The 19,281-nt window shown below is 64.3% G+C and carries 14 protein-coding genes and 1 pseudogene; 8 read left to right on the top strand and 7 right to left on the bottom strand.

Annotated features, from left to right (window positions below):
• Positions 1 to 56: 56 nt before the first annotated feature.
• Positions 57 to 1,112, bottom strand: a complete 1,056-nt coding sequence (locus BLV20_RS01645; RefSeq protein ID WP_092296047.1) for a tetratricopeptide repeat protein — start codon at positions 1,110 to 1,112, stop codon at positions 57 to 59.
• A 238-nt stretch (positions 1,113 to 1,350) separates the two neighbouring features.
• Here BLV20_RS01645 and BLV20_RS01650 point away from each other — a divergent pair, with 238 nt between their 5' ends.
• From BLV20_RS01650 to BLV20_RS01660, 3 genes are read left to right on the top strand one after another with little or no spacing between them, the layout of a single operon-like run.
• Positions 1,351 to 3,498, top strand: coding sequence for an FUSC family protein (locus BLV20_RS01650; RefSeq protein ID WP_092296050.1), 2,148 nt, complete (start codon positions 1,351 to 1,353; stop codon positions 3,496 to 3,498).
• Positions 3,488 to 3,691: a DUF1656 domain-containing protein gene (locus BLV20_RS01655; protein ID WP_075120115.1), complete on the top strand. Its 204-nt coding sequence runs from the start codon at positions 3,488 to 3,490 to the stop codon at positions 3,689 to 3,691. The genes BLV20_RS01650 and BLV20_RS01655 overlap by 11 nt, the downstream gene beginning before the upstream one ends.
• A complete protein-coding gene (locus tag BLV20_RS01660; protein ID WP_092296053.1) occupies positions 3,688 to 4,635 on the top strand; it encodes an HlyD family secretion protein in 948 nt (315 codons plus the stop codon). The genes BLV20_RS01655 and BLV20_RS01660 overlap by 4 nt, the downstream gene beginning before the upstream one ends.
• A 187-nt stretch (positions 4,636 to 4,822) precedes the next feature.
• Here the strand turns inward: BLV20_RS01660 and BLV20_RS01665 are convergent, their stop codons facing one another.
• The 6 genes and pseudogenes from BLV20_RS01665 to BLV20_RS01690 form a co-directional block, all read right to left on the bottom strand.
• On the bottom strand, positions 4,823 to 6,244 hold the full coding sequence (locus BLV20_RS01665) for an efflux transporter outer membrane subunit (RefSeq protein WP_092296056.1): 1,422 nt from the start codon (positions 6,242 to 6,244) through the stop codon (positions 4,823 to 4,825).
• Positions 6,241 to 9,420 (bottom strand): efflux RND transporter permease subunit, encoded by a 3,180-nt coding sequence (locus BLV20_RS01670; protein WP_092296059.1) that lies wholly within the window; start codon positions 9,418 to 9,420, stop codon positions 6,241 to 6,243. Before BLV20_RS01670 ends, BLV20_RS01665 begins: the two co-directional genes overlap by 4 nt.
• Before the next feature lie 15 nt (positions 9,421 to 9,435).
• Entirely contained in the window at positions 9,436 to 10,692 is a 1,257-nt protein-coding gene (gene mexE / locus BLV20_RS01675) for a multidrug efflux RND transporter periplasmic adaptor subunit MexE (protein WP_092296063.1), read from the bottom strand.
• 273 nt (positions 10,693 to 10,965) lie between these two features.
• Positions 10,966 to 11,621: pseudogene (locus BLV20_RS01680) on the bottom strand (DUF2931 family protein).
• 75 nt (positions 11,622 to 11,696) lie between these two features.
• Positions 11,697 to 12,353 carry a DUF2931 family protein gene (locus BLV20_RS01685; protein ID WP_092296066.1) on the bottom strand — a complete coding sequence of 219 codons (657 nt, stop codon included), beginning with the start codon at positions 12,351 to 12,353 and terminating at the stop codon, positions 11,697 to 11,699.
• Complete coding sequence (locus tag BLV20_RS01690) at positions 12,353 to 13,939, bottom strand: phospholipase effector Tle1 domain-containing protein (protein ID WP_092296069.1); 1,587 nt, start codon at positions 13,937 to 13,939, stop codon at positions 12,353 to 12,355. Before BLV20_RS01690 ends, BLV20_RS01685 begins: the two co-directional genes overlap by 1 nt.
• Positions 13,940 to 14,198: 259 nt before the next feature.
• Between BLV20_RS01690 and BLV20_RS01695 the strand changes: the two genes are divergently transcribed.
• Genes BLV20_RS01695 through BLV20_RS01715 form a run of 5 tightly spaced genes read left to right on the top strand, consistent with a single transcriptional unit; the run spans position 14,199 to position 19,270 of the window.
• Positions 14,199 to 15,512, top strand: coding sequence for a flavin-containing monooxygenase (locus BLV20_RS01695; RefSeq protein WP_092296073.1), 1,314 nt, complete (start codon positions 14,199 to 14,201; stop codon positions 15,510 to 15,512).
• On the top strand, positions 15,512 to 15,922 hold the full coding sequence (locus BLV20_RS01700) for a RidA family protein (RefSeq protein WP_003201555.1): 411 nt from the start codon (positions 15,512 to 15,514) through the stop codon (positions 15,920 to 15,922). Before BLV20_RS01695 ends, BLV20_RS01700 begins: the two co-directional genes overlap by 1 nt.
• Before the next feature lie 10 nt (positions 15,923 to 15,932).
• Positions 15,933 to 16,607 (top strand): DUF1028 domain-containing protein, encoded by a 675-nt coding sequence (locus tag BLV20_RS01705; protein ID WP_092296076.1) that lies wholly within the window; start codon positions 15,933 to 15,935, stop codon positions 16,605 to 16,607.
• The gene (gene argE, locus BLV20_RS01710; RefSeq protein WP_092296079.1) at positions 16,600 to 17,760 is read left to right on the top strand and encodes an acetylornithine deacetylase; all 1,161 of its coding nucleotides are present in this window, start codon (positions 16,600 to 16,602) and stop codon (positions 17,758 to 17,760) included. The genes BLV20_RS01705 and argE overlap by 8 nt, the downstream gene beginning before the upstream one ends.
• Positions 17,761 to 17,776: 16 nt before the next feature.
• Positions 17,777 to 19,270, top strand: coding sequence for an aldehyde dehydrogenase (locus BLV20_RS01715; RefSeq protein WP_092296082.1), 1,494 nt, complete (start codon positions 17,777 to 17,779; stop codon positions 19,268 to 19,270).
• The last annotated feature ends 11 nt before the right edge of the window (positions 19,271 to 19,281 follow it).

A 19,281-nucleotide genomic window follows, 5' to 3' on the forward strand; every position in this document is an offset into this window, starting at 1 on the left:
CGCGAGGCTGCGATAAGGCCCGCAGGGCCTTCATGGATCTTGAATGGCGGGGATGCTTACAGGCCTTGCTGCAAGGCCGGGTCGTCGGGGTTTTGTTGTTCCAGCTGGGCCAGCAGGACCTGCACGTTCTGCAGCTGGCCGCTTTCCTTCCAGTATTTGATCAGCAGCACCCGGGCCTTGCGGTTGGCGGGTTGGCGCTGGACGATTTCCTCGAGTTGTTTCTGCGCCGCCTCCAGCTCTTCCTCGCTGTGCAGGGTGGTAGCCAGGTCGTAGCGGTAGTCGGCATTGTTCGGCTCCAGCTCCACGGCGCGGGACAGGCCGAGCAGGGCGAATTCGCTCTGGTCGTGGTGCAGCAGCCACATGCCCAGGGCGTGTTGCAGGTAGGCGGAATCCTGTTGCGCCTGCAGCTGCTTGGCCAGCAACTGGCGGGCGGCATCGCTCCGGCCCTGGCGGTCCAGCACCTCCAGTTGCAGGATCACCGCTTGCAGGTTGTCCGGTTGCAGGCTCAAGGCGTGCTCCAGCGTCTGCTGGGCTTGGTCCAGGTTGGCGTTGTGCAGGTACAGGCGCGCCAGCTGGTATTGCGCCTCGACGTTCTCCGGCTGGGCCTTGAGCACCTGGGTGTATTCGTCGATCACTTGCTGCAACGGCCCGAAATACAGGCCCTGTTCATCCGGCGACAAGCCGAGCAGGGCGGTGACGGCGGCGAAGCGCACGCTTTGCACTTCATCCTCCAGCAGCGGGCCGATCAGCAAACTGCGCTGGCGTGCCGGGACCAGGCCCAGCACGGCCTGGAGGGCGGCCTGGCGGACCTCGGGCGCGGCGTGGTGCAGGTCGGCATCGACCAGTTTCAGCGCTTGCGGGCTGGGGTAGTTGTGCAATTCGGCGAGCAGGCGGATGCGTCGGCTGTCCGACAGGTCGGGGCGCCCCAATTGCTGATACAGCACCCGCGCCGCCCCGGGCTGGCCGTTGCGCGCCTGCTCCAGCGCCTTGCCATAGCCGTGCTTGATCGCATCCGGCACCGCTGGCGGCGTGGTGCGCAGCAACAGCCACGCCAGGCCGAGGGCCAAGACGACGAGCAGGCTGATCAGCAGGGTACGGCGGGGCTTGGTCATGCGGGCATCCATGGCAGGGGCGATTTTACGAAGGCGCAAGCTTCTGTCAGGTTCCCTTTGGAGTCAACGACGGGCACACCCCGGGCGTGGTCGGTCGCTCGGCTTGACGAGGCAATCGAGACGATCGATAAACGGTTCGGGCATGATTGTCTTCCCGCAGGGAATGCCGGGACGATAAGCTTTCCCGGCCGCAGACCGACTTCGCCAGCCGCAGGTGCACCTTGTCCAGAACCCGCTCATGCAGCCACTGATCAACTATTTCAAGATCGTGTTCCACCCCGGGGCTGCGGTGCTGCGCTTCGCCTTGCGCACCATCGCCGCGGGCCTGCTGACCCTGTACCTGGCCTTCATCTTCGACCTCGACCAGCCCAAGTGGTCGCTGATGGCGGTGATCATCGTCAGCCAGCCACTGGCCGGCATGGCCCTGGCCCGCAGCTTCGGCCAGGTGATCGGCACCACCCTGGGGGCCGCGGTGGCGGTGCTGATCATGGCGATCTTTCCCCAGGCGCCCCTGCCGTTCCTGGTCACCCTCGGCCTGTGGCTGGCGCTGTGCACCGCCGGCGGCACCCTGTTGCGCTACACCAGTTCCCAGGCATTCGTGCTCAGCGGCTACACCGCGGTGGTGGTGGCGATGCTGGCGATCCCCGAACAGGGCAATACCCTGACGCTGGCGATCACCCGCGTCACCGAAACCTTGCTGGCGGTGGCCTGCGTCTGCGTGGTCAGCCTGCTGACGGCCCGCCCAGAGGCCGTGGCCCATGGCTACTTCGCCAAGATCGACCAGGTGCTCAAGCTGCTGGCGACCCACGCCGCGGCGGCGATCCGGACCGACGAAAGCGAGGCCGACTTCCACCGGCGGCAGATGCAGTTGCTGGGTGAGATCAGCGCTTTGGAAGGCCTGCGCCGGCACCTGTATTTCGATGCGCCACGCCTGCGCAGCGCCGACGGCCTGGTGCAATTGCTGGGTAACCAACTGGTGCTGCTGACCTCGCGCCTGACCGTGTTGCGCCATCAGCGCGAGTTGCTGCGGGCGCGCTGGGTCGGCGAGCTGCCGCCAGCGATCGAGCAACTGCGCGCCGACGAGTTGGCCTTTCTCGACGAACTGGCGCAGCACGGGCGCGCCTTGCCCGCCGCCTCGCGCCAGCAGTTCGCGCAATTGCAGCAGCGCTTCGACGAACAAGCGCGGCGGGCCGAACGCGAAGCCGATGCCTTGCCCGCCACCTTGCGCTCCCTGGCCTGGGCCCTGCGCTGGGAGCAGGCGCGGATGCTCAAGCAGCTCGAAGACATTCTCGAATTCAGCGACGCCATCCAGGACGGTCGCCAGGCCAGTTGCCTGTACCGCCAGGGTCGCTCAAACCCGCTGCACCTGGACTGGCCGCTGGCGGCGATGAATGCGCTGCGGGCCTTTACCGCGCTGCTGGTCGCCGGGCTGATCTGGATCGAAACCGCCTGGGACGGCGCGCGCTCGAGCATGGTCCTGGTGGGCATTCTCTGTTCGCTGATGGCGACGTTCCCACGGCCCTTGCTGGCCGCGCAAAGCTATATGCGCGGCCAGGCCCTGGCCCTGTTGATTTCGGCGGTCTATGTCTTCGCCCTGGTGCCGCTGATCGGCGACTTCGAGTGGCTGGCGCTGCTGCTGGTGCCGCTGCTGTATACGGTCGCGGTGGGCCTGGCCAGCCCGGCGACCGCCGGGATCGGCATGGGCCTGGGACTGTCGAGCCTGCTGATGATCGGCCCGCAGAACATCGGTGCCTGGCAGAACAGCGCCATCCAGTGGTTCGAGTTCGCCGGGGCCTATGTCAGCGGCGGGGTGCTGTCGTTGCTGGTGTACGCCTTCATTTTCCCGTTCAACCCGGTGTTGCGCATCCGCCGCTTGTTCCGCGATACCCGCGAACAGGTGTACGCCTTGCAGAAAGCCTCGGCCAATGACGAGGAGCAGTTTGTCTTCGAGAGCCGCATGGTCGACCGCCTGACCCAGATGCTCGGGCTGTTGCCTGCCGCGGGCGACCGCGCCAGCGCCGAGCGGTTCGAAACCAGCCTGGCTTGCATGACCCTGGGCGTGGCCATGCACCAGCTCAAGCAGCAGAGCCTGGACAACCCCTGGCTGAGCAGCGCCGCCAACGCCGATCTGCAACAGTTGCTGCGGCGGGTCGGGCGCTATGTGGCCGGGCGTCCGGGACTGGATGTGGACGAACTGCTGGCGCGGCTGCGGGAACTGGGCGATTACCTGGACCAGCTTCACACCGACGACCGGCCCCAGGCCCATGAACAGTTGTGGTCGGTGTTCCGCATGCGCGTCTCGCTGCTGATCGTCGGCGCCTTCCTCGAGCGCTATCGCCCCATGCTGCAACCCACGGAAACAGGAGAGCCGGCCCTTGCCCATTGATTTCGAAGTCGGCGGTGTCTACCTGCCGCCCATTGCCCAGGCGCTGTTGCTGGCCTTGCCGATTTTCCTGCTGCTCGACTGGGGCCTGCGCCGCCTCGGTGTACTGCGCTTCGTCTGGCACGAAGCCTTGTTCGAAGGGGCGCTGTATGCCTGCGTCTGCGCCACTGTGATCCTGCTGATGGGAAGCCTATGAATCTGAAAAATACCCTGGCCCGCACCATCACCCTGCTGGCGGTAGTGCTGGCGCTCGTGCTCGGCTGGTTCGCCTGGGAGCATTACACCCGCGCGCCCTGGACCCGTGATGCGCGGGTGCGGGCCGATGTGGTGACGCTGTCGGCGGACGTCGCCGGGCGCATTGTCAGCCTGCGGGTGCAGGACAACCAGCACGTGGACAAGGGCCAGCTGCTGCTGGAGATCGACCCGGCGCAATATGCCCTGGCCGTGGAACATGCCAAGCGCTCGGTGGAAGTGGCGGTCGCCACCCTCGGTCAGTCCGAAGCGGCGATTGCCGCCAGCGCCGCGCAGCTCAAGCAGCGGCAAAGCGAAGAGCGTCGGCGCCGCAGCTTGAAGCAGGGCTTCGCGATTTCCGGCGAGGAGTGGGAGAAGTCCAACACCGATGTGGCGGTGGCCCAGGCCGACCTGTTGCGCGACCAGGCCAACCTCGGCCTGGCCCAGGCCAACGTGCACCTGGCCCAGGCGGCGCTGAAACAGGCCGAGCTGGACCTGCAACGCACTCGGGTCGAAGCCCCGGTCAGCGGTTATGTGACCAACCTGCAGACCCGCCAGGGCGATTACGCCAGCGCCGGCGGCGCCTTGCTGGCCCTGGTGGACAGCGCTTCCTTTTATGTCAGTGGTTACTTCGAGGAGACCAAGTTGCCGCGGATCGAGGAGGGCAGCGCGGTGCGCATTCAATTGATGAGTGGCGAAACCTTCGGCGGCAAGGTGCAGAGCATCGCCTTCGCCATTACCGACCGCGAGAACTCCCAGGGCAGCCGACTGCTGGCCAACATCAACCCCAGCTACACCTGGGTCAAGCTGGCGCAGCGGGTGCCGGTGCGGATCGCCATCGACGCCGATTACCCGGGCAAGGACAGCTTGCGTGCGGGCACCACGGCGACGGTGACGGTGCTGGAGTAACGTGCGGCGGTGCCGGGAAGGACGCTTTCGCGGGCAAGCCTCGCTCCTACAGGTCAATGCGGTCCCGTAGGAGCGGTGAGTTGCCCGCAATGCTTTTTTGGGGGCAAAAAAAAGCCCCGCGACCGAATGAGAACACGGGGCAAAAAATTGGTTGGTTGCGGCCAACCAAAGGAGCTCGGTTGAAGCCTTACTTGCTGGCGATCGTCTCTGGCTGCCAGCCACCGCCCAGGGCCTTGTAGATGGCGACGATGCCGCGGTACAGGTCGACCTCGGCCTGGGCCTGGGAGTCTTCGGCGGCCAGGCGTTCGCGCTGGGCGTCGAGCAGCACCAGGAAGTCGACGGTGCCTTCGCGGTAGCGGATTTCCGCGAGGTCGGCCGCGGCGCGGCTCGACTCGCTCTGGCGAATCAGTGAGATCAGGCGTTGCTGGCGCTTGCCGTAGTCGCTGAAGGCGTTCTCCGACTCTTCCAGGGCCAGCAGCACTTGCTGCTCATAGGTCGCCAGGGCGCCGTCGGCGTCGGCATTGGCGCCCCGCAGGCGGGCGCGCACGCTACCCAGGTCGAAGGCGGCCCAGGTAATGCTCGGGCCCAGGGCCCAGGCATTGGCGGCCGAAGAGCCGATCTGCGAACCGCGGCCGGCGGTGAAGCCAAGGAAACCGCTGAGGCTGACCCGCGGGAACAGGTCGGCCTTGGCCACGCCGATCCGCGCGGTGGCGGCGGCCAGCTGGCGTTCGGCGCTGAGGATGTCCGGGCGCCGTTGCAGCAGTTCGCCCGGGTCGCCGATCGGCAGGGCCTTGGCAATCGCTGGCAGTTGCGCCGGCGCAAGATTGACGCTGAGCTTGTCCGGACGTTCGCCCAGCAGGGTGGCGATACGGTTGCGCTGGCGCACCTGTTCGGCCTGCAGTTGCGGCACGCTGGCCTCCACCGCGGCCAGGCGGGCATCGGCGCGGACCACGTCGAGTTGGTCGCCGACGCCGGCGTCACGCAGGCTTTCGGTGATCTTGCGCGACTCCTGCTGGTTCTTCAGGTTGGCCAGGGCGATCTTTTCCCGCAGTTGGGCGCCGCGCAGTTGGCCGTAGGCGTCCACCAGCTCGGCAATCATGGTGACTTGCAGCTGGTAGAGGTCGGCCTCGGCGGCCTGCTGGTCGGCTTCGCTGGCTTCCAGGTTGCGCTGGATGCGGCCAAACAGGTCCAGCTCCCAGGCCATGTCCAGGCCCAGGTCGTAGCGTTCGCTGTTGACCCGGCTAGTGGTCTGGCCAGGGATCTGGCCCTTGGCCAGGTCACTGCTGGCGCGGCTGGTGATGGTCGGCATCGCATCGTTGCTGGCATCGTCGCGGATCGCCCGCGCGGCCCGCAGGCGGGCGAAGGCCACGCGCAACTCACGGTTGCCCTGCAGGGACTGGGTCACCAGCTGGTTGAGCACCGGGTCGTCGAACTGCTGCCACCAGATACCTTCGAAGCGCGCACGGTCGAACTGCTTCTGGCCCGTGGCGCCATCGGCGGCGGCCGTGATATTGGCCGCCTCGGTGGTCGGGGCCTGGTAGTCCGGGCCGACGGCACAGGCACTCAGGGCCAGTGCCAGCAAACTCGGCAGGAAGACTTTCAAGCTCATTGTTGCGCCTCCAGTTTCAGGGCACGGGTCGCTTTGCGGGCTTCGCTGCGCTCCACATAGTTGCGGATCAGGACGTAGAACACCGGGGTCAGCAGCAGGCCGAAGAAGGTCACGCCGAGCATCCCGGAGAACACCGCGACACCCATGGCATGGCGCATTTCCGCACCGGCGCCGCTGGAGAACACCAGGGGCACCACACCCATGATGAAGGCGAACGAGGTCATCAGGATCGGCCGCAGGCGCAGGCGGCAGGCTTCCAGGACCGCGGCCAGCGGGTCGAGGCCTTCTTCCTGCTTGTCCTTGGCGAACTCGACGATCAGGATCGCGTTCTTGCACGCCAGGCCCACCAGTACGATCAGGCCGATCTGGGTAAAGATGTTGTTGTCGCCACCGGACAGGATCACCCCGGTAATGGCCGACAGCAGGGTCATCGGTACGATCAGGATCACCGCCAGCGGCAGGCTCCAGCTCTCGTATTGCGCGGCCAGTACCAGGAAGGCCAGCAGCACGCAGAGCGGGAAGACGAACAGCGCGGTGTTACCGGCCAGGATCTGCTGGTAGGTCAGCTCGGTCCATTCGTAGGTCATACCGTTGGGCAGTTCTTCCTTGAGCAGTTTCTCGATCGCCGCTTCCGCCTGGCCCGAGCTGTAGCCCGGTGCGGCCGCACCGTTGATTTCCGCGGTGACGAAGCCGTTGTAGTGCATCACGCGGTCGGGACCGGCGGTGTCGCTGACCTTGATGAAGGTCGCCAGCGGGATCATCTCGCCCTTGTTGTTGCGTACTTTCAACTGGCCGATCTGCTCGGCTTCGAGGCGGAACTGCTGCTCGGCCTGGACGTTGACCTGGTAGGTGCGACCAAAACGGTTGAAGTCGTTGGCATACAGCGAGCCCAGGTAAACCTGCAGGGTGTCGAAGATATCGCTGATGGCCACGCCGTGGGTCTTGGCCTTTTCCCGGTCGATGGCGGCATCGACCTGAGGCACGTTGACCTGGTAGCTGGTGAACAGCCCGGCCAGTTCCGGCACGCTGCGACTCTTGGTGATGACGTTCTGCACTTCCTTATACAGCTCTTCGTAGCCCATGCCGCCGCGGTCCTCGACCTGCAGGCGGAAGCCGCCAATGGTCCCCAGGCCCTGTACCGGCGGCGGTGGGAAGATCGCCATGTAGGCTTCCTGGATATCGGCGTACTTGCCGTTCAGGGCGCCGGCGATGGCCCCGGCGGACATGCTCGGGTCCTTGCGCTCGTCGAAGGGCTTGAGGGTCACGAACACGATGCCGTTGTTCGGGCTGTTGGTGAAACCGTTGATCGACAGGCCCGGGAAGGCCACCGCGCTTTCCACGCCGGGTTGCTTCAGGGCGATGTCGGACATGCGCTTGATCACGTCCTCGGTGCGGTCCAGGCTCGCGGCGTCCGGCAACTGGGCGAAGGCCACCAGGTATTGCTTGTCCTGGGCCGGGACGAAGCCCATCGGCGTGTGGGCGAAGCCGAACCAGGTCAGCACCATCAGGCCCGCGTAGAGGAACAGGGCGATGCCGCTGCCCCGGATTACCCGGCGCACGGTGCCGACATAACCATGGCTGGCACGGTCGAAGAAGCGGTTGAAAGGCTTGAACAGCCAGCCACCCAGCAGCTTGTCGAGGAACTTGGAGAAGCCGTCCTTCGGTGCGTGGTGGTCCTTGAGCAAGACCGCGGCCAGGGCCGGCGACAGGGTCAGGGAGTTGAAGGCCGAGATCACCGTGGAAATCGCGATGGTCAGGGCGAACTGCTTGTAGAACTGCCCGGTCAGGCCGCTGATGAAGGCCGCCGGCACGAACACCGCGCAGAGCACCAGGGCGGTGGCGATGATCGGCCCGGTCACTTCGCGCATGGCACGCTTGGTGGCTTCCACGGGGCTCAGGCCGAGGCCGATATTACGCTCGACGTTCTCCACCACCACGATGGCGTCGTCCACCACGATACCGATGGCCAGCACCAGCCCGAACAGCGACAGGGCGTTGAGCGAGAAGCCGAATAGATGCATCACGGCGAAGGTACCGATCAGCGAGACCGGCACCGCCACCAGCGGGATGATCGAGGCGCGCCAGGTCTGCAGGAACAGGATCACTACCAGGACCACCAGGATCAGCGCTTCGAACAGGGTATGCACCACTGCCTCGATGGAGCCGCGCACGAAAATGGTCGGGTCGTAGACGATGCTGAAATCCATGCCTTGCGGGAAGCTCTGCTTGAGCTCGGCCATCTTGGCCCGCACTTCGTTGGAGATCTCGATGGCGTTGGAGCCAGGGCGCTGGAAGATCGGGATCGCCACCGCCGGCTGGTTGTTCAGCAGCGAACGCAGGGCGTACTGGTTGGAACCCAGCTCGACCCGGGCGATGTCTTTCAGGCGAGTGATTTCACCGTTGTCGCCTGCGCGGATGATGATGTTCTCGAACTCTTCCTCGGTCACCAGGCGACCCTGGGTGTTGACCGACAGCTGGAAGCTGGTGGCGCTCGGCGCGGGAGGGGCGCCCAGGGTACCGGCGGCGACCTGGCGGTTCTGCTCGCGAATGGCGGTGACCACGTCGGTGGCGGTCAGGTTGCGCGAAGCGGTCTTGTTCGGGTCCAGCCAGACCCGCAGCGAGTAGTCGCCCATGCCGAACAGCTGCACGTCGCCGACGCCGCCCAGGCGTGCTAGCTCATCCTTGATATTGAGGATGGCGTAGTTGGACAGGTAGAGCATGTCGTAGCGTTTGTCCGGCGAGGTCAAGTGCACGACCATGGTCAGGTCGGGCGAGGCCTTGTCCACGGTGATACCGATGCGCGTCACTTCTTCGGGCAGCTTGGGCTCGGTCCGGGTCACGCGGTTCTGCACCTGCACCTGGGCGTTGTCCAGGTCGGTACCCAGGGCGAAGGTGATGGTCAGGGTGATCTTGCCGTCGGCGGTGGACTGCGAGGACATGTAGAGCATGTTCTCGACGCCGGTGATGGCCTGCTCCAGGGGCGCGGCCACGGTTTCGCCGATGACTTTCGGGTTGGCGCCGGGGAAGTTGGCGCGCACCACCACGGTCGGCGGTACCACTTCCGGGTATTCGCTGATCGGTAGCTGGAACAGCGAGATGGAGCCGGCGATCAGGATCAGCAGCGACAGCACCGCTGCGAAGATCGGCCGTGAAATGAAGAATTGGGAGAAATTCATCTTGAGTCTTTTCCCTTAACCGCGTGGAGTCGCAGCGCTGGCCAGTTTCGCAGCCGCTTCAGGCGCGCCCTTGGCGGGGGCGACTTGAGGCAGGTTGCTGGCTTCCAGGGCTTGTCGTTGTTGCGCCAGGGCGGCGAGGGTTTCCTTGCTGGCCATCGGCACTTCTTCAGGGCTGACCGGTGCGCCCGGACGGGCGCGCTGCAGGCCCTTGACGATGATGGTGTCGTCCTTGTTCAAGCCGTTGCGCACGATGCGCAGGCCTTCGATCTTCGGCCCCAGTTCGACGGCGCGGTACGCCGGTTTGTTGTCGGCATCCATCACCAGCACGAACTTCTTGCCCAGGTCGGTACCCACCGCTTCATCGGTGATCAGCACCGCGGAATAGGTGCCGCTGCCCACCAGCTTCAGGCGTGCATAGAGGCCCGGGGTGTAGCTGCCGTCGGCGTTGTCGAACACCGCGCGACCGCGGATGGTGCCGGTCTGCGGGTTGACCTGGTTGTCGACGAAGTTCATCTGGCCCAGGTGCGGGTGGCCATCCTCATTGGACAGGCCGAGGTAGACCGGGGTGGTCTGGCCACGCTGGCCCTGGCGGGCGAGTTGGGTGTACTTGAGGTACACACGCTCGTCGGCGTCGAAGTAGGCATAGACCTTGTCGGTGGAAACCACGCTGGTCAGTGGCGTGACATCGGCGGTCACCAGGTTGCCGGCGGTGATTTCTGCGCGGCTGACGCGACCGCTGATGGGCGCGACGACCCGGGTGAAGCTCAGGTTCAGGCGGGCCAGGTCCAGTTGTGCCTGGATCGCGGCTACGCCGGCGCGGGCTTCCTGGGCGGCGGTGGTGCGCGAGTCGGCCAGTTCGGCGGAAATGGCGTTGCTGGTGCGCAGGCGCTCGCCGCGCTGGGCTTCGTTTTCACTGCGGGTGGCGGTGGCGCGAGCCTGTTGCAGCTGGGCTTCGAGGCGGCGGACTTCGGACTGGAACGGCCGTGGGTCGATCTGGAACAGCAGGTCGCCTTTCTTCACCAGGGCGCCTTCGGTGAAGGCCACCTGATCGATCTGGCCGGAAACCCGTGGGCGGATCTGTACGGTTTCAGGCGCCTCGAGGCGCCCGGTGAATTCGTCCCATTCGTTGACCGGCTGCTGGAGCACCTTGGCCACACTGACTTTGGCCGCGGGCATGTTGGCGGCCGTTTCCGGCGCCTTGCCACAGGCGCTCATCACCAGCACGGCCAGGAGCGCGAGAGGGAAGCGTAAGTGTTTGAGTGACTGTTCCATGGATCATCCGCCAATGTATTTGAGATGGGCGGATGATGCTCGGCAGGGTTGTATCGCACGAATCGAATGAGACGAAGGTAACTATCATCCGGAATGATATAAGTGCGATGAAAGCCCTCTAGCATGCACCTTTCGTTAGGTGGCTATCAATTCCTTAAATGGAATTTCATTGTTTCCGCGATTGCAAGGGTCGGGCGGCGAGGGTGGTGGCGGTATAAGGGGTTAGCGCAAGGATTGTCGTCCTGGCGGGCTTCCCCGAGGTGAGTCCATTCATTACCAACTGCCATAGGGAATGCCAAATTTCTCTATGTAGCGTTTGGACTCTTCACTGATCTGGTAGGCGTAACGGCCATTGGTTTTGCCTTGGCTTGCTCCTAAAGGCTCGACTTCGGCTTGGACGCGAGCAACTTTGATCGGGTGATGACATTCATCTCTTACCCAGACCTGAACAATTCCGCCAGGAGCGAGCCCCAGATTGACCGAGGCCATGTAGCTGGCGGTTTGTCTCGGCGTTTCCGGGCAACGCCGGGCGGTGGTCTTGCGCATGATCTGCCGGGCCTCTTCCGGGATGTCGATCCATACCCGATAGGTTTGCGGTTCAACCACCGATTGCCAGCGCACGAAAATGCGTTTGGGCAGGTCGGCACCGACCACGGATTTGCCAGCGACCCCGACTCCAGTCCATCCCCTCGCAGACCCCGGTTGTCCTCAGGTTGTCCGCCTGCTGCAGTTCCGCCGCCGGTGTGGCGAAACAGTTTTCCGTTGATATCTTCTACCGCGCTGTCTTCAACCCAGACTTTCATGTAATTGGGCTCGGTGAAACCAAGATCCCACCAGGGACTTTTGGGGTCTTTTTTTCCGGATAGGGGATCGGTGGTCAGGCAGCCACTTAGTAGCAGTGTGCTCAGCAGGGCGATGAATACTCTCATTACCAACGGGTTCAGTCAGGTAGGTAGGGGGATATGTTCAGGTAGTAAAGTGTGTCGATACCAAGAGAGCTCTGCTTACCAACTGCCATAGGGAATTCCGTATTTCTCTATATAGCGTTTGGACTTCTCGCTGACCTTATAGGCGTAACGCCCATTGTTTTTGCCTTGACTCGGTCCTAATGGCTCAACTTCTGCTTGGGCGCGGGCGACTTTGATCGTGTTACGGCATTCATCTCTTACCCACACCTGAACAACTCCTCCCGGAGCCAAGCCTATATAGACAGATGCCATATAGCGGGCGGTTTGGTCTGGTGTTTCCGGGCAGCGGCGATGAGTCGAGGCAAGCATGATTTTTCGAGCCTCTTCGGGGATATCCACCCATGCCCGATAAGTCTGTGGCTCTACGATGGATTGCCAACGCACGTAAATACGCTTGGGAAGGTCTGCGCCAACCACCGATTTACCGTTACCTCCAACTCCGCCCCAGCCTCTGGCCCACTCCTTCTTGTAGCCAGGGTCGCCATCTGCGGCGGAGCCACCTCCAGTACGATTGAAGAGCTGGCCATTGATGTCTTCAACAGCACTGTCCTCGACCCAGACTTTCATGTAATACGGCTGGGTGAAGCCCATCTCCCACCAGGGATTTTTGGGGTCGTGTTTTCCGGATAGCGGGTCACTGGCTAGGCAGCCAGTTAGCAATAGTACGCCCAGCAGGGCGGTGAATACTCTCATTACCAAAGCGTCCAGTCAGGTACGTGAGGGTGTTGCACACGCACGGCATCCACCGTGGGGGCGTTTATGTAGACGACTTTAAGGCTGCCGCTATGCTGTTTGCCAAGGGGGTGGTTCCAGTGGGCCGAGAGATGGATGTAACGCAGCTTGAGCATGGTTTCCTCAGTTGGAGTCGTACTGTAGTCACCGGCGACAAATCTGTCACAAAGCGCTTGAAGCTCGGTCGGGATCTCATGTTCGGGTATGTCTGGGATGTCCTGAAAACGTACACCTTGCTGTTTAGCTAGCTCATACATGACTCGTAGACATACCCGCGACAGTTTGTTGCTTATTGGCCTCTTGAGCTGCACACCGACATACACCCGTTTTTGTCGTACGCCGAGGCGATCCTGTGGGTCCTGCGGTAGAACCATCGGCGCCGGTGTGACGATCTCCAGCCATTGTGCGGGCCAACCTTTGGCCAGCCAGCGCTTTCTCGTCTGTACCGCTTCCCGATAAATCGAGGTTTGGGTTACATCGGCATTGATCGGCACCTCCAGCGCTTGCATCGGACTGACCAGTACACACTCCTGCACCTCATCCAGATAACCGCCGCCGATATCCGAATGCGCGCCGGGCAGGGTGATCTCCACGTGGTCGGGCTTGACTCGGCTCAGGGCAAAGTTGGCGCGGTACTCGTCGCGGGCAACCAGTTGCACCACCGAGCGAAAGTAGCGGCGGTCGAGGTACAGCTTGATACCCGGGGCAATGGCGCTGCGCACGTTGCCCAGATTACTCACGCCGGCAACCGACGGCACCGTATCGAACAGACCAATAAAACCCATATCGACATCATTACCGTACTGTCGGTTGAAGCGGGGGCTGAAGGCATTGGAGTGATCGTGCAGAATCCGTTCAAGCGGCCCGAGCCAGCGCACGACCTCATTGGCAAAGTGCCGGGCTGCTGCCGCCCCTCGGCTAAAGCCGAAAGTATCGAAGATCAACGAAGTGATCTCACCCTCGGGGTTCTCCTTATGAACGTCATCGATACGTTCCTTGATTGCGCGGAAGGCCTTCTGCACACACCCTGATATTCCCGTATCGCCACGTCCTGTACCCGAGGTAATAAGGCTGTCCTTCTCGCCAGTCCGCGTTCCTATACCTTCGATATAAATTGAGAGAAAGGCGTACTTTTTCAGCTCCTCTCCCTCAGCTTTCTGGTTGGAAAAGTACAAATCACTCAACCGCTTAACATTGCTCACATCATTCCCATAACTACTCTCCGGATCCCTCATATACGGCTTGCAGCTGCCATCGATATCCCTGGCTTCAATGGCATGCTGCGCCCCGCAAAGCTGACCCATGGCCGAGTTGCTGGCGTTGTTGCCGGTGCCGTCGAAGAACACGCCGATGCGCAGCGCCACCTGGACCTTTTCGGGCGGTGGCGCAGGTTCCTTGGCGTACTTTTCGTACTGGGCCCAGAGCTGTTCGCCGTAGCTGGGCTGTTCGGTCTCGGCGGCGCGTTCAGCGGGGCTCTGGTTGGGGCTCTGGTTGGGATTGGCGGGCCGTAAAACACTGGGCATCGGCCCGGGTCCGTTGCTGGCCATGGCGGGTCCTGGTTCAGGCAAAAGGGTTGCTGAAAACCGTACCGGGAATGGCGGGGCAAGGATTTAGGAGGATTCTGCAAGAGGCTGGGCAGTGGCTGATTGGGTTGTAGGGCTGATGCAGAGCCCCCCGGATAGCCAGACAGTTTTTTACTCTCTAGCAAGCACAAAAATCATAATTTCGGCATTTCCCGCCTTCTCCCAGAATGCGTCCTACACCTCCCACGGCTGCCTACGTGGGATCACTCAGTAGGGCGCAGACATGACAACCAATAAAACCAAAATCGATACGCTTGTAGTGGGCGCCGGCCAGGCCGGCGTGGCCATGAGCGAACACCTGAGCCGTCTGGGCGTGCCGCACCTGGTGCTGGAGCGCAACCGCATCGCCGAAGCCTGGCGCACCGGACGCTGGGATTCGCTGGTGGCCAACGGCCCGGCCTGGCATGACCGTTTTCCAGGCCTGGAATTCGACATGGACCCCGATGCCTTCGCCGGCAAGGACCAGGTGGCCGACTACTTCGAAGCCTACGCCCGCAAGTTCAACGCGCCGATCCGCACCGGCGTCGAGGTCAGGAAGGTGGTGCGCAACGCCGACCGCCCGGGCTTTACCGTGGACACCAGCGACGGGGTGATCGAAGCCCGGCAAGTGGTGGTGGCCACCGGCCCTTTCCAGCGCCCGGTGATCCCGCCAATCGCCCCGCAGGACCCGCGCGTACTGCAGATGCACTCGGCGGCCTACCGCAACCCGCAACAATTGCCCGAAGGTGCGGTGCTGGTGGTGGGCGCCGGTTCGTCGGGGGTGCAGATCGCCGATGAGCTGCAACGTGCCGGCAAGCAGGTCTATCTCTCGGTCGGCGCCCATGACCGTCCGCCCCGGGCCTATCGCAACCGCGACTTCTGCTGGTGGCTGGGAGTGCTTGGCGAATGGGACGCCGAGACCATGCAGCCGGGCAAGGAGCACGTGACCATCGCTGTCAGCGGCGCCCGTGGCGGGCATACCGTGGACTTTCGACGCCTGGCCCACCAGGGCATGACCCTGGTCGGCCTGACCAAGGCCTTCGACAACGGCGTGGTCAGCTTCGAGGCCAACCTGGCCGATAACATTGCCCGTGGCGACGAGAACTACCTGGCGCTGCTCGATGCCGCCGATGCCTACATCGCCCGCAACGGCCTCGACCTGCCGGAAGAACCCGAAGCGCGGGTGATGCTCCCGGACCCGCCGTGCCTGACCCGGCCGATCCTCGAACTCGACCTGGTCAAGGCCAACGTCGCCACCATTATCTGGGCCACCGGTTATTCGGTGGACTACAGCTGGCTGCAGGTCGATGCCTTCAAGGACAACGGCAAGCCTCGGCATCAACGCGGCGTGTCCAGCGAGCCCGGGGTCTATTTCGTCGGCCTGCCGTGGCTGTCGCGGCGCGGCTCGGCGTTTATCTGGGGCGTGTGGCACGACGCCCGGCATATCGCCGAGCACATCGTCAAGCAACGCATCTATTTCGAATATCGCGACGCCGCGCAGCGCCAAGCTGACCGCGAAGCCGCCACTCAGTCCGCCAGCCTCATGGGAGCCCGTTGATGCCTACTCATACCCGCATCCGCATGTTCAACACCAAAGACACCTACCCGAACCAGACCCTGGACAACGACCTGTGCCAGGCGGTGCGCGCCGGCAACACCGTGTATGTGCGCGGCCAGGTCGGCACCGATTTCAATGGCCAGCTGGTCGGCCTCGGCGACCCGCGGGCCCAGGCCGAGCAGGCCATGCGCAACGTCAAGCAGTTGCTGGAGGAGGCTGGCAGCGACCTCAGCCATATCGTCAAGACCACCACCTACCTGATCGACCCGCGTTACCGCGAGCCGGTGTACCAGGAGGTCGGCAAATGGCTCAAGGGCGTGTTCCCGATCTCCACCGGACTGGTGGTCAGTGCCCTGGGCCAGCCGCAGTGGCTGATGGAAATCGACGTGATCGCGGTCATCCCCGAATAAGGAGTGCGCCATGACTTTCTCCATCGTCGGCCGCTGCGCCGAAACCGGCCAGCTGGGCATTGCCATCAGCTCCTCGAGCATCGCCGTCGGCGCCCGCTGCCCCTGGCTGCGCAGCGGCGTGGGCGCGGTGTCGAGCCAGAACATCACCTTGCCGGCGCTTGGCCCCCAGGTGCTCGACGGCCTGGGCGAGGGCCTGGCGCCGCAGCAAGCGCTGGACCAGGCGCTGACTCGCAATGGCTACAGCCAATACCGCCAGGTGGCGGTGGTCGATGCCCTGGGGCGCACGGCGGTATTCAGCGGCAATCATGCGCTGGGCATCCACAATGCCGTGGCCGGTGAGCAGTGTGTGGCGGCCGGCAACCTGCTGGCCAACAGCGCAGTGATCGAGCGCATGGTCGAGGCTTTCGAAAGCAGCGAAGGCTGCCTGGCGGCGCGCCTGCTCAGTGCCTTGCAGGCCGGGCAGGACGCCGGCGGCGAGGCGGGGGCGGTGCATTCGGCGGCGCTCTCGGTGGTCGGCGAGCTGGTTTGGCCGATCGTCGATTTGCGGGTGGACTGGGCCGAGGAAAATCCCATCGGCGAGCTGAGCGCACTGTGGGCCGCTTATGAGCCACAACTGCAGGACTACTTGACCCGCGCCCTCAATCCGACCCTGGCGCCGAGCTACGGAGTGCCGGGCGATGAGTGAGCTGCGCAGCCGTGCACTGCTGGCCAGGCTGATCGGCTTTGCCACGGTCAGCCGCGATTCGAACCTGGCCTTGATCGAGTTCGTCCGCGACTACCTGCACGGCCTGGGGGTCGGCTGCGAGCTGATCTACAACGCCGAGCGGACCAAGGCCAACCTGCTGGCCAGCATCGGCCCGGCGGTGGCGGGCGGCGTCGTGCTGTCCGGGCACACCGACGTGGTACCGGTGGACGGCCAGCCCTGGACGTTCGAGCCGTTCAGCCTGAGCGAGCGCGACGGCAAGCTCTACGGGCGCGGCACCGCCGACATGAAGGGGTTCCTGGCCTCGGTGCTGGCTGCGGTGCCGCTGTTTCTCGAAAGCCCGCTGCGCCGGCCGGTGCACCTGGCGTTCTCCTATGACGAGGAGGTCGGCTGCCTGGGCGTGCGCAGCCTGCTGCAGGTGCTGCCCCAGCGCATCCCGCAGCCGGCGCTGTGCCTGATCGGCGAGCCCACCGAGCTCAAGCCGGTGCTCGGCCACAAGGGCAAGCTGGCCATGCGTTGCCATGTGCACGGCGCGCCGTGCCATTCGGCTTATGCGCCTTACGGCGTCAATGCCATCGAGCAGGCGGCGCGGCTGATCGGCCGGCTCGGTGAAATCGGCCAGCGCCTGAGCGCGCCCGAGCATCAGGATGCGCGCTTCGACCCGGCGTTCTCCACCGTGCAGGTCGGGGTGATCCAGGGCGGCACGGCGCTGAATATCGTTCCGGCCGATTGCCGTTTTGATTTCGAAGTGCGCGCCTTGCCGGCCTTCGAGCCCCAGGTGGTGGTGGACGAGCTGCAAACCTATGCCGAGCGGGACCTGCTGCCCGCCATGCAGGCGATCAAGGCCGACACGGCGATTCGCTTCGAAGCGATCTCGGCCTATCCGGGCCTGGCCACCGCGCCGCAAAGCGCCGCCGCGCAACTGGTGGCGCAACTGTGCGGCAGCGACGCCTTCAGCACCGTGGCCTTTGGCACCGAAGGCGGGCTGTTCGACCAGGCCGGCATCCCGGCGGTGGTCTGCGGCCCCGGCAGCATGGACCAGGGCCACAAGCCGGACGAGTTCGTCAGTGTCGAGCAGATGGCCGCCTGCGACCGGCTGATGGACCGCCTGGCCGAATACCTTTGCAACCTTTAACGACAAGGAATCCGCGGTGAAAGATTTCAACGAGTGGACAGCGCTGGCGCAACGGCAACGCCTGATCGACAGCGCCTTTATCGACGGCCAGGCATGCCAGGCCGAAAGCGCCGCGCGTTTCGACGTGGTCAACCCGGCCACCCAGAAACTCTTGGCCCGGGTGGCCGCCTGTGGCGAGGTCGAAGTCGACCGCGCCGTGCGCAGCGCCCGCCAGGCGTTCGAACAGGGCCCATGGGCGAAGATGGCGCCGAGCGAACGCAAGGCCGTGCTGCTGCGCCTGTCGCAGCTGATGCTGGAGCACCGCGACGAACTGGCCCTGCTCGATTCCCTGAGCATGGGGAAGCCGGTGATGGATGCCTGGAACATCGACGTGCCGGGTGCCGCCCATGTATTTGCCTGGTACGGCGAAAGCCTCGACAAGCTCTACGACCAGGTGGCGCCGAGCGCCAGCAACGTGCTGGCGACCATCACCCGGGTGCCACTGGGGGTGATTGGCGCGGTGGTGCCGTGGAATTTCCCGCTGGACATGGCCGCCTGGAAGCTGGCCCCGGCCCTGGCCGCCGGCAATAGCGTGGTGCTCAAGCCGGCCGAGCAGTCGCCGTTCTCGGCCCTGCGCCTGGCCGAGCTGGCCATTGCGGCGGGCATGCCCAAGGGTGTGCTCAACGTGGTGCCGGGCCTGGGCGAGGAGGCCGGTCGCGCCCTCGGCCTGCACATGGACGTGGATGCCCTGGTGTTCACCGGCTCCACCGAGGTCGGCAAGTATTTCATGCAGTACGCCGCGCAATCGAACCTCAAGCAGGTGTGGCTGGAGTGCGGCGGCAAGAGCCCGAACCTGGTGTTCGCCGATTGCCGGGACCTGGACCTGGCGGCCGAGAAAGCCGCGTTCGGCATCTTCTTCAACCAGGGCGAAGTCTGCTCGGCCAACTCGCGTCTTTTGCTGCAGCGCGAGATCGCCGATGAGTTCATCGAGCGCCTGGTGGCCAAGGCGCGCCAGTGGCAGCCGGGCAATCCGCTGGACCCGGCGAGCCGCGCCGGAGCGATCGTCGATGCCCGGCAGGCCCGGCGGATCATGCAATACATCGAACAGGCCCAGGCCGAGGGCGCGCAACGGGTGTGCGGCGGCCGGCAACTGAGCTTCGACGGCTCGAGCAACTTTATCGAGCCGACCATCTTCACCGGCGTCACCGCCGACATGACCCTGGCCCGCGAAGAAGTGTTCGGCCCGGTGCTGGCGATCACGCTGTTCGATGACGAAGACCAGGCGGTCGCCCTGGCCAACGAGCACATCTATGGCCTGGCCGCTTCGCTGTGGACCGACGACCTCAACCGCGCGCACCGCGTGGCGCGGCGGCTGAATGCCGGGACGGTGTCGGTCAATACGGTCGACGCGCTGGATGTGACCGTGCCCTTTGGCGGCGGCAAGCAGTCGGGTTTCGGCCGCGACCTGTCGCTGCATTCGTTCGACAAGTACACCCAGCTCAAGACCACCTGGATTCAACTGCGCGGCTGAGGGCCCGGAGC

Origin of the sequence: Pseudomonas sp. NFIX28, assembly GCF_900107395.1 — a bacterium.
Classification (GTDB): domain Bacteria; phylum Pseudomonadota; class Gammaproteobacteria; order Pseudomonadales; family Pseudomonadaceae; genus Aquipseudomonas.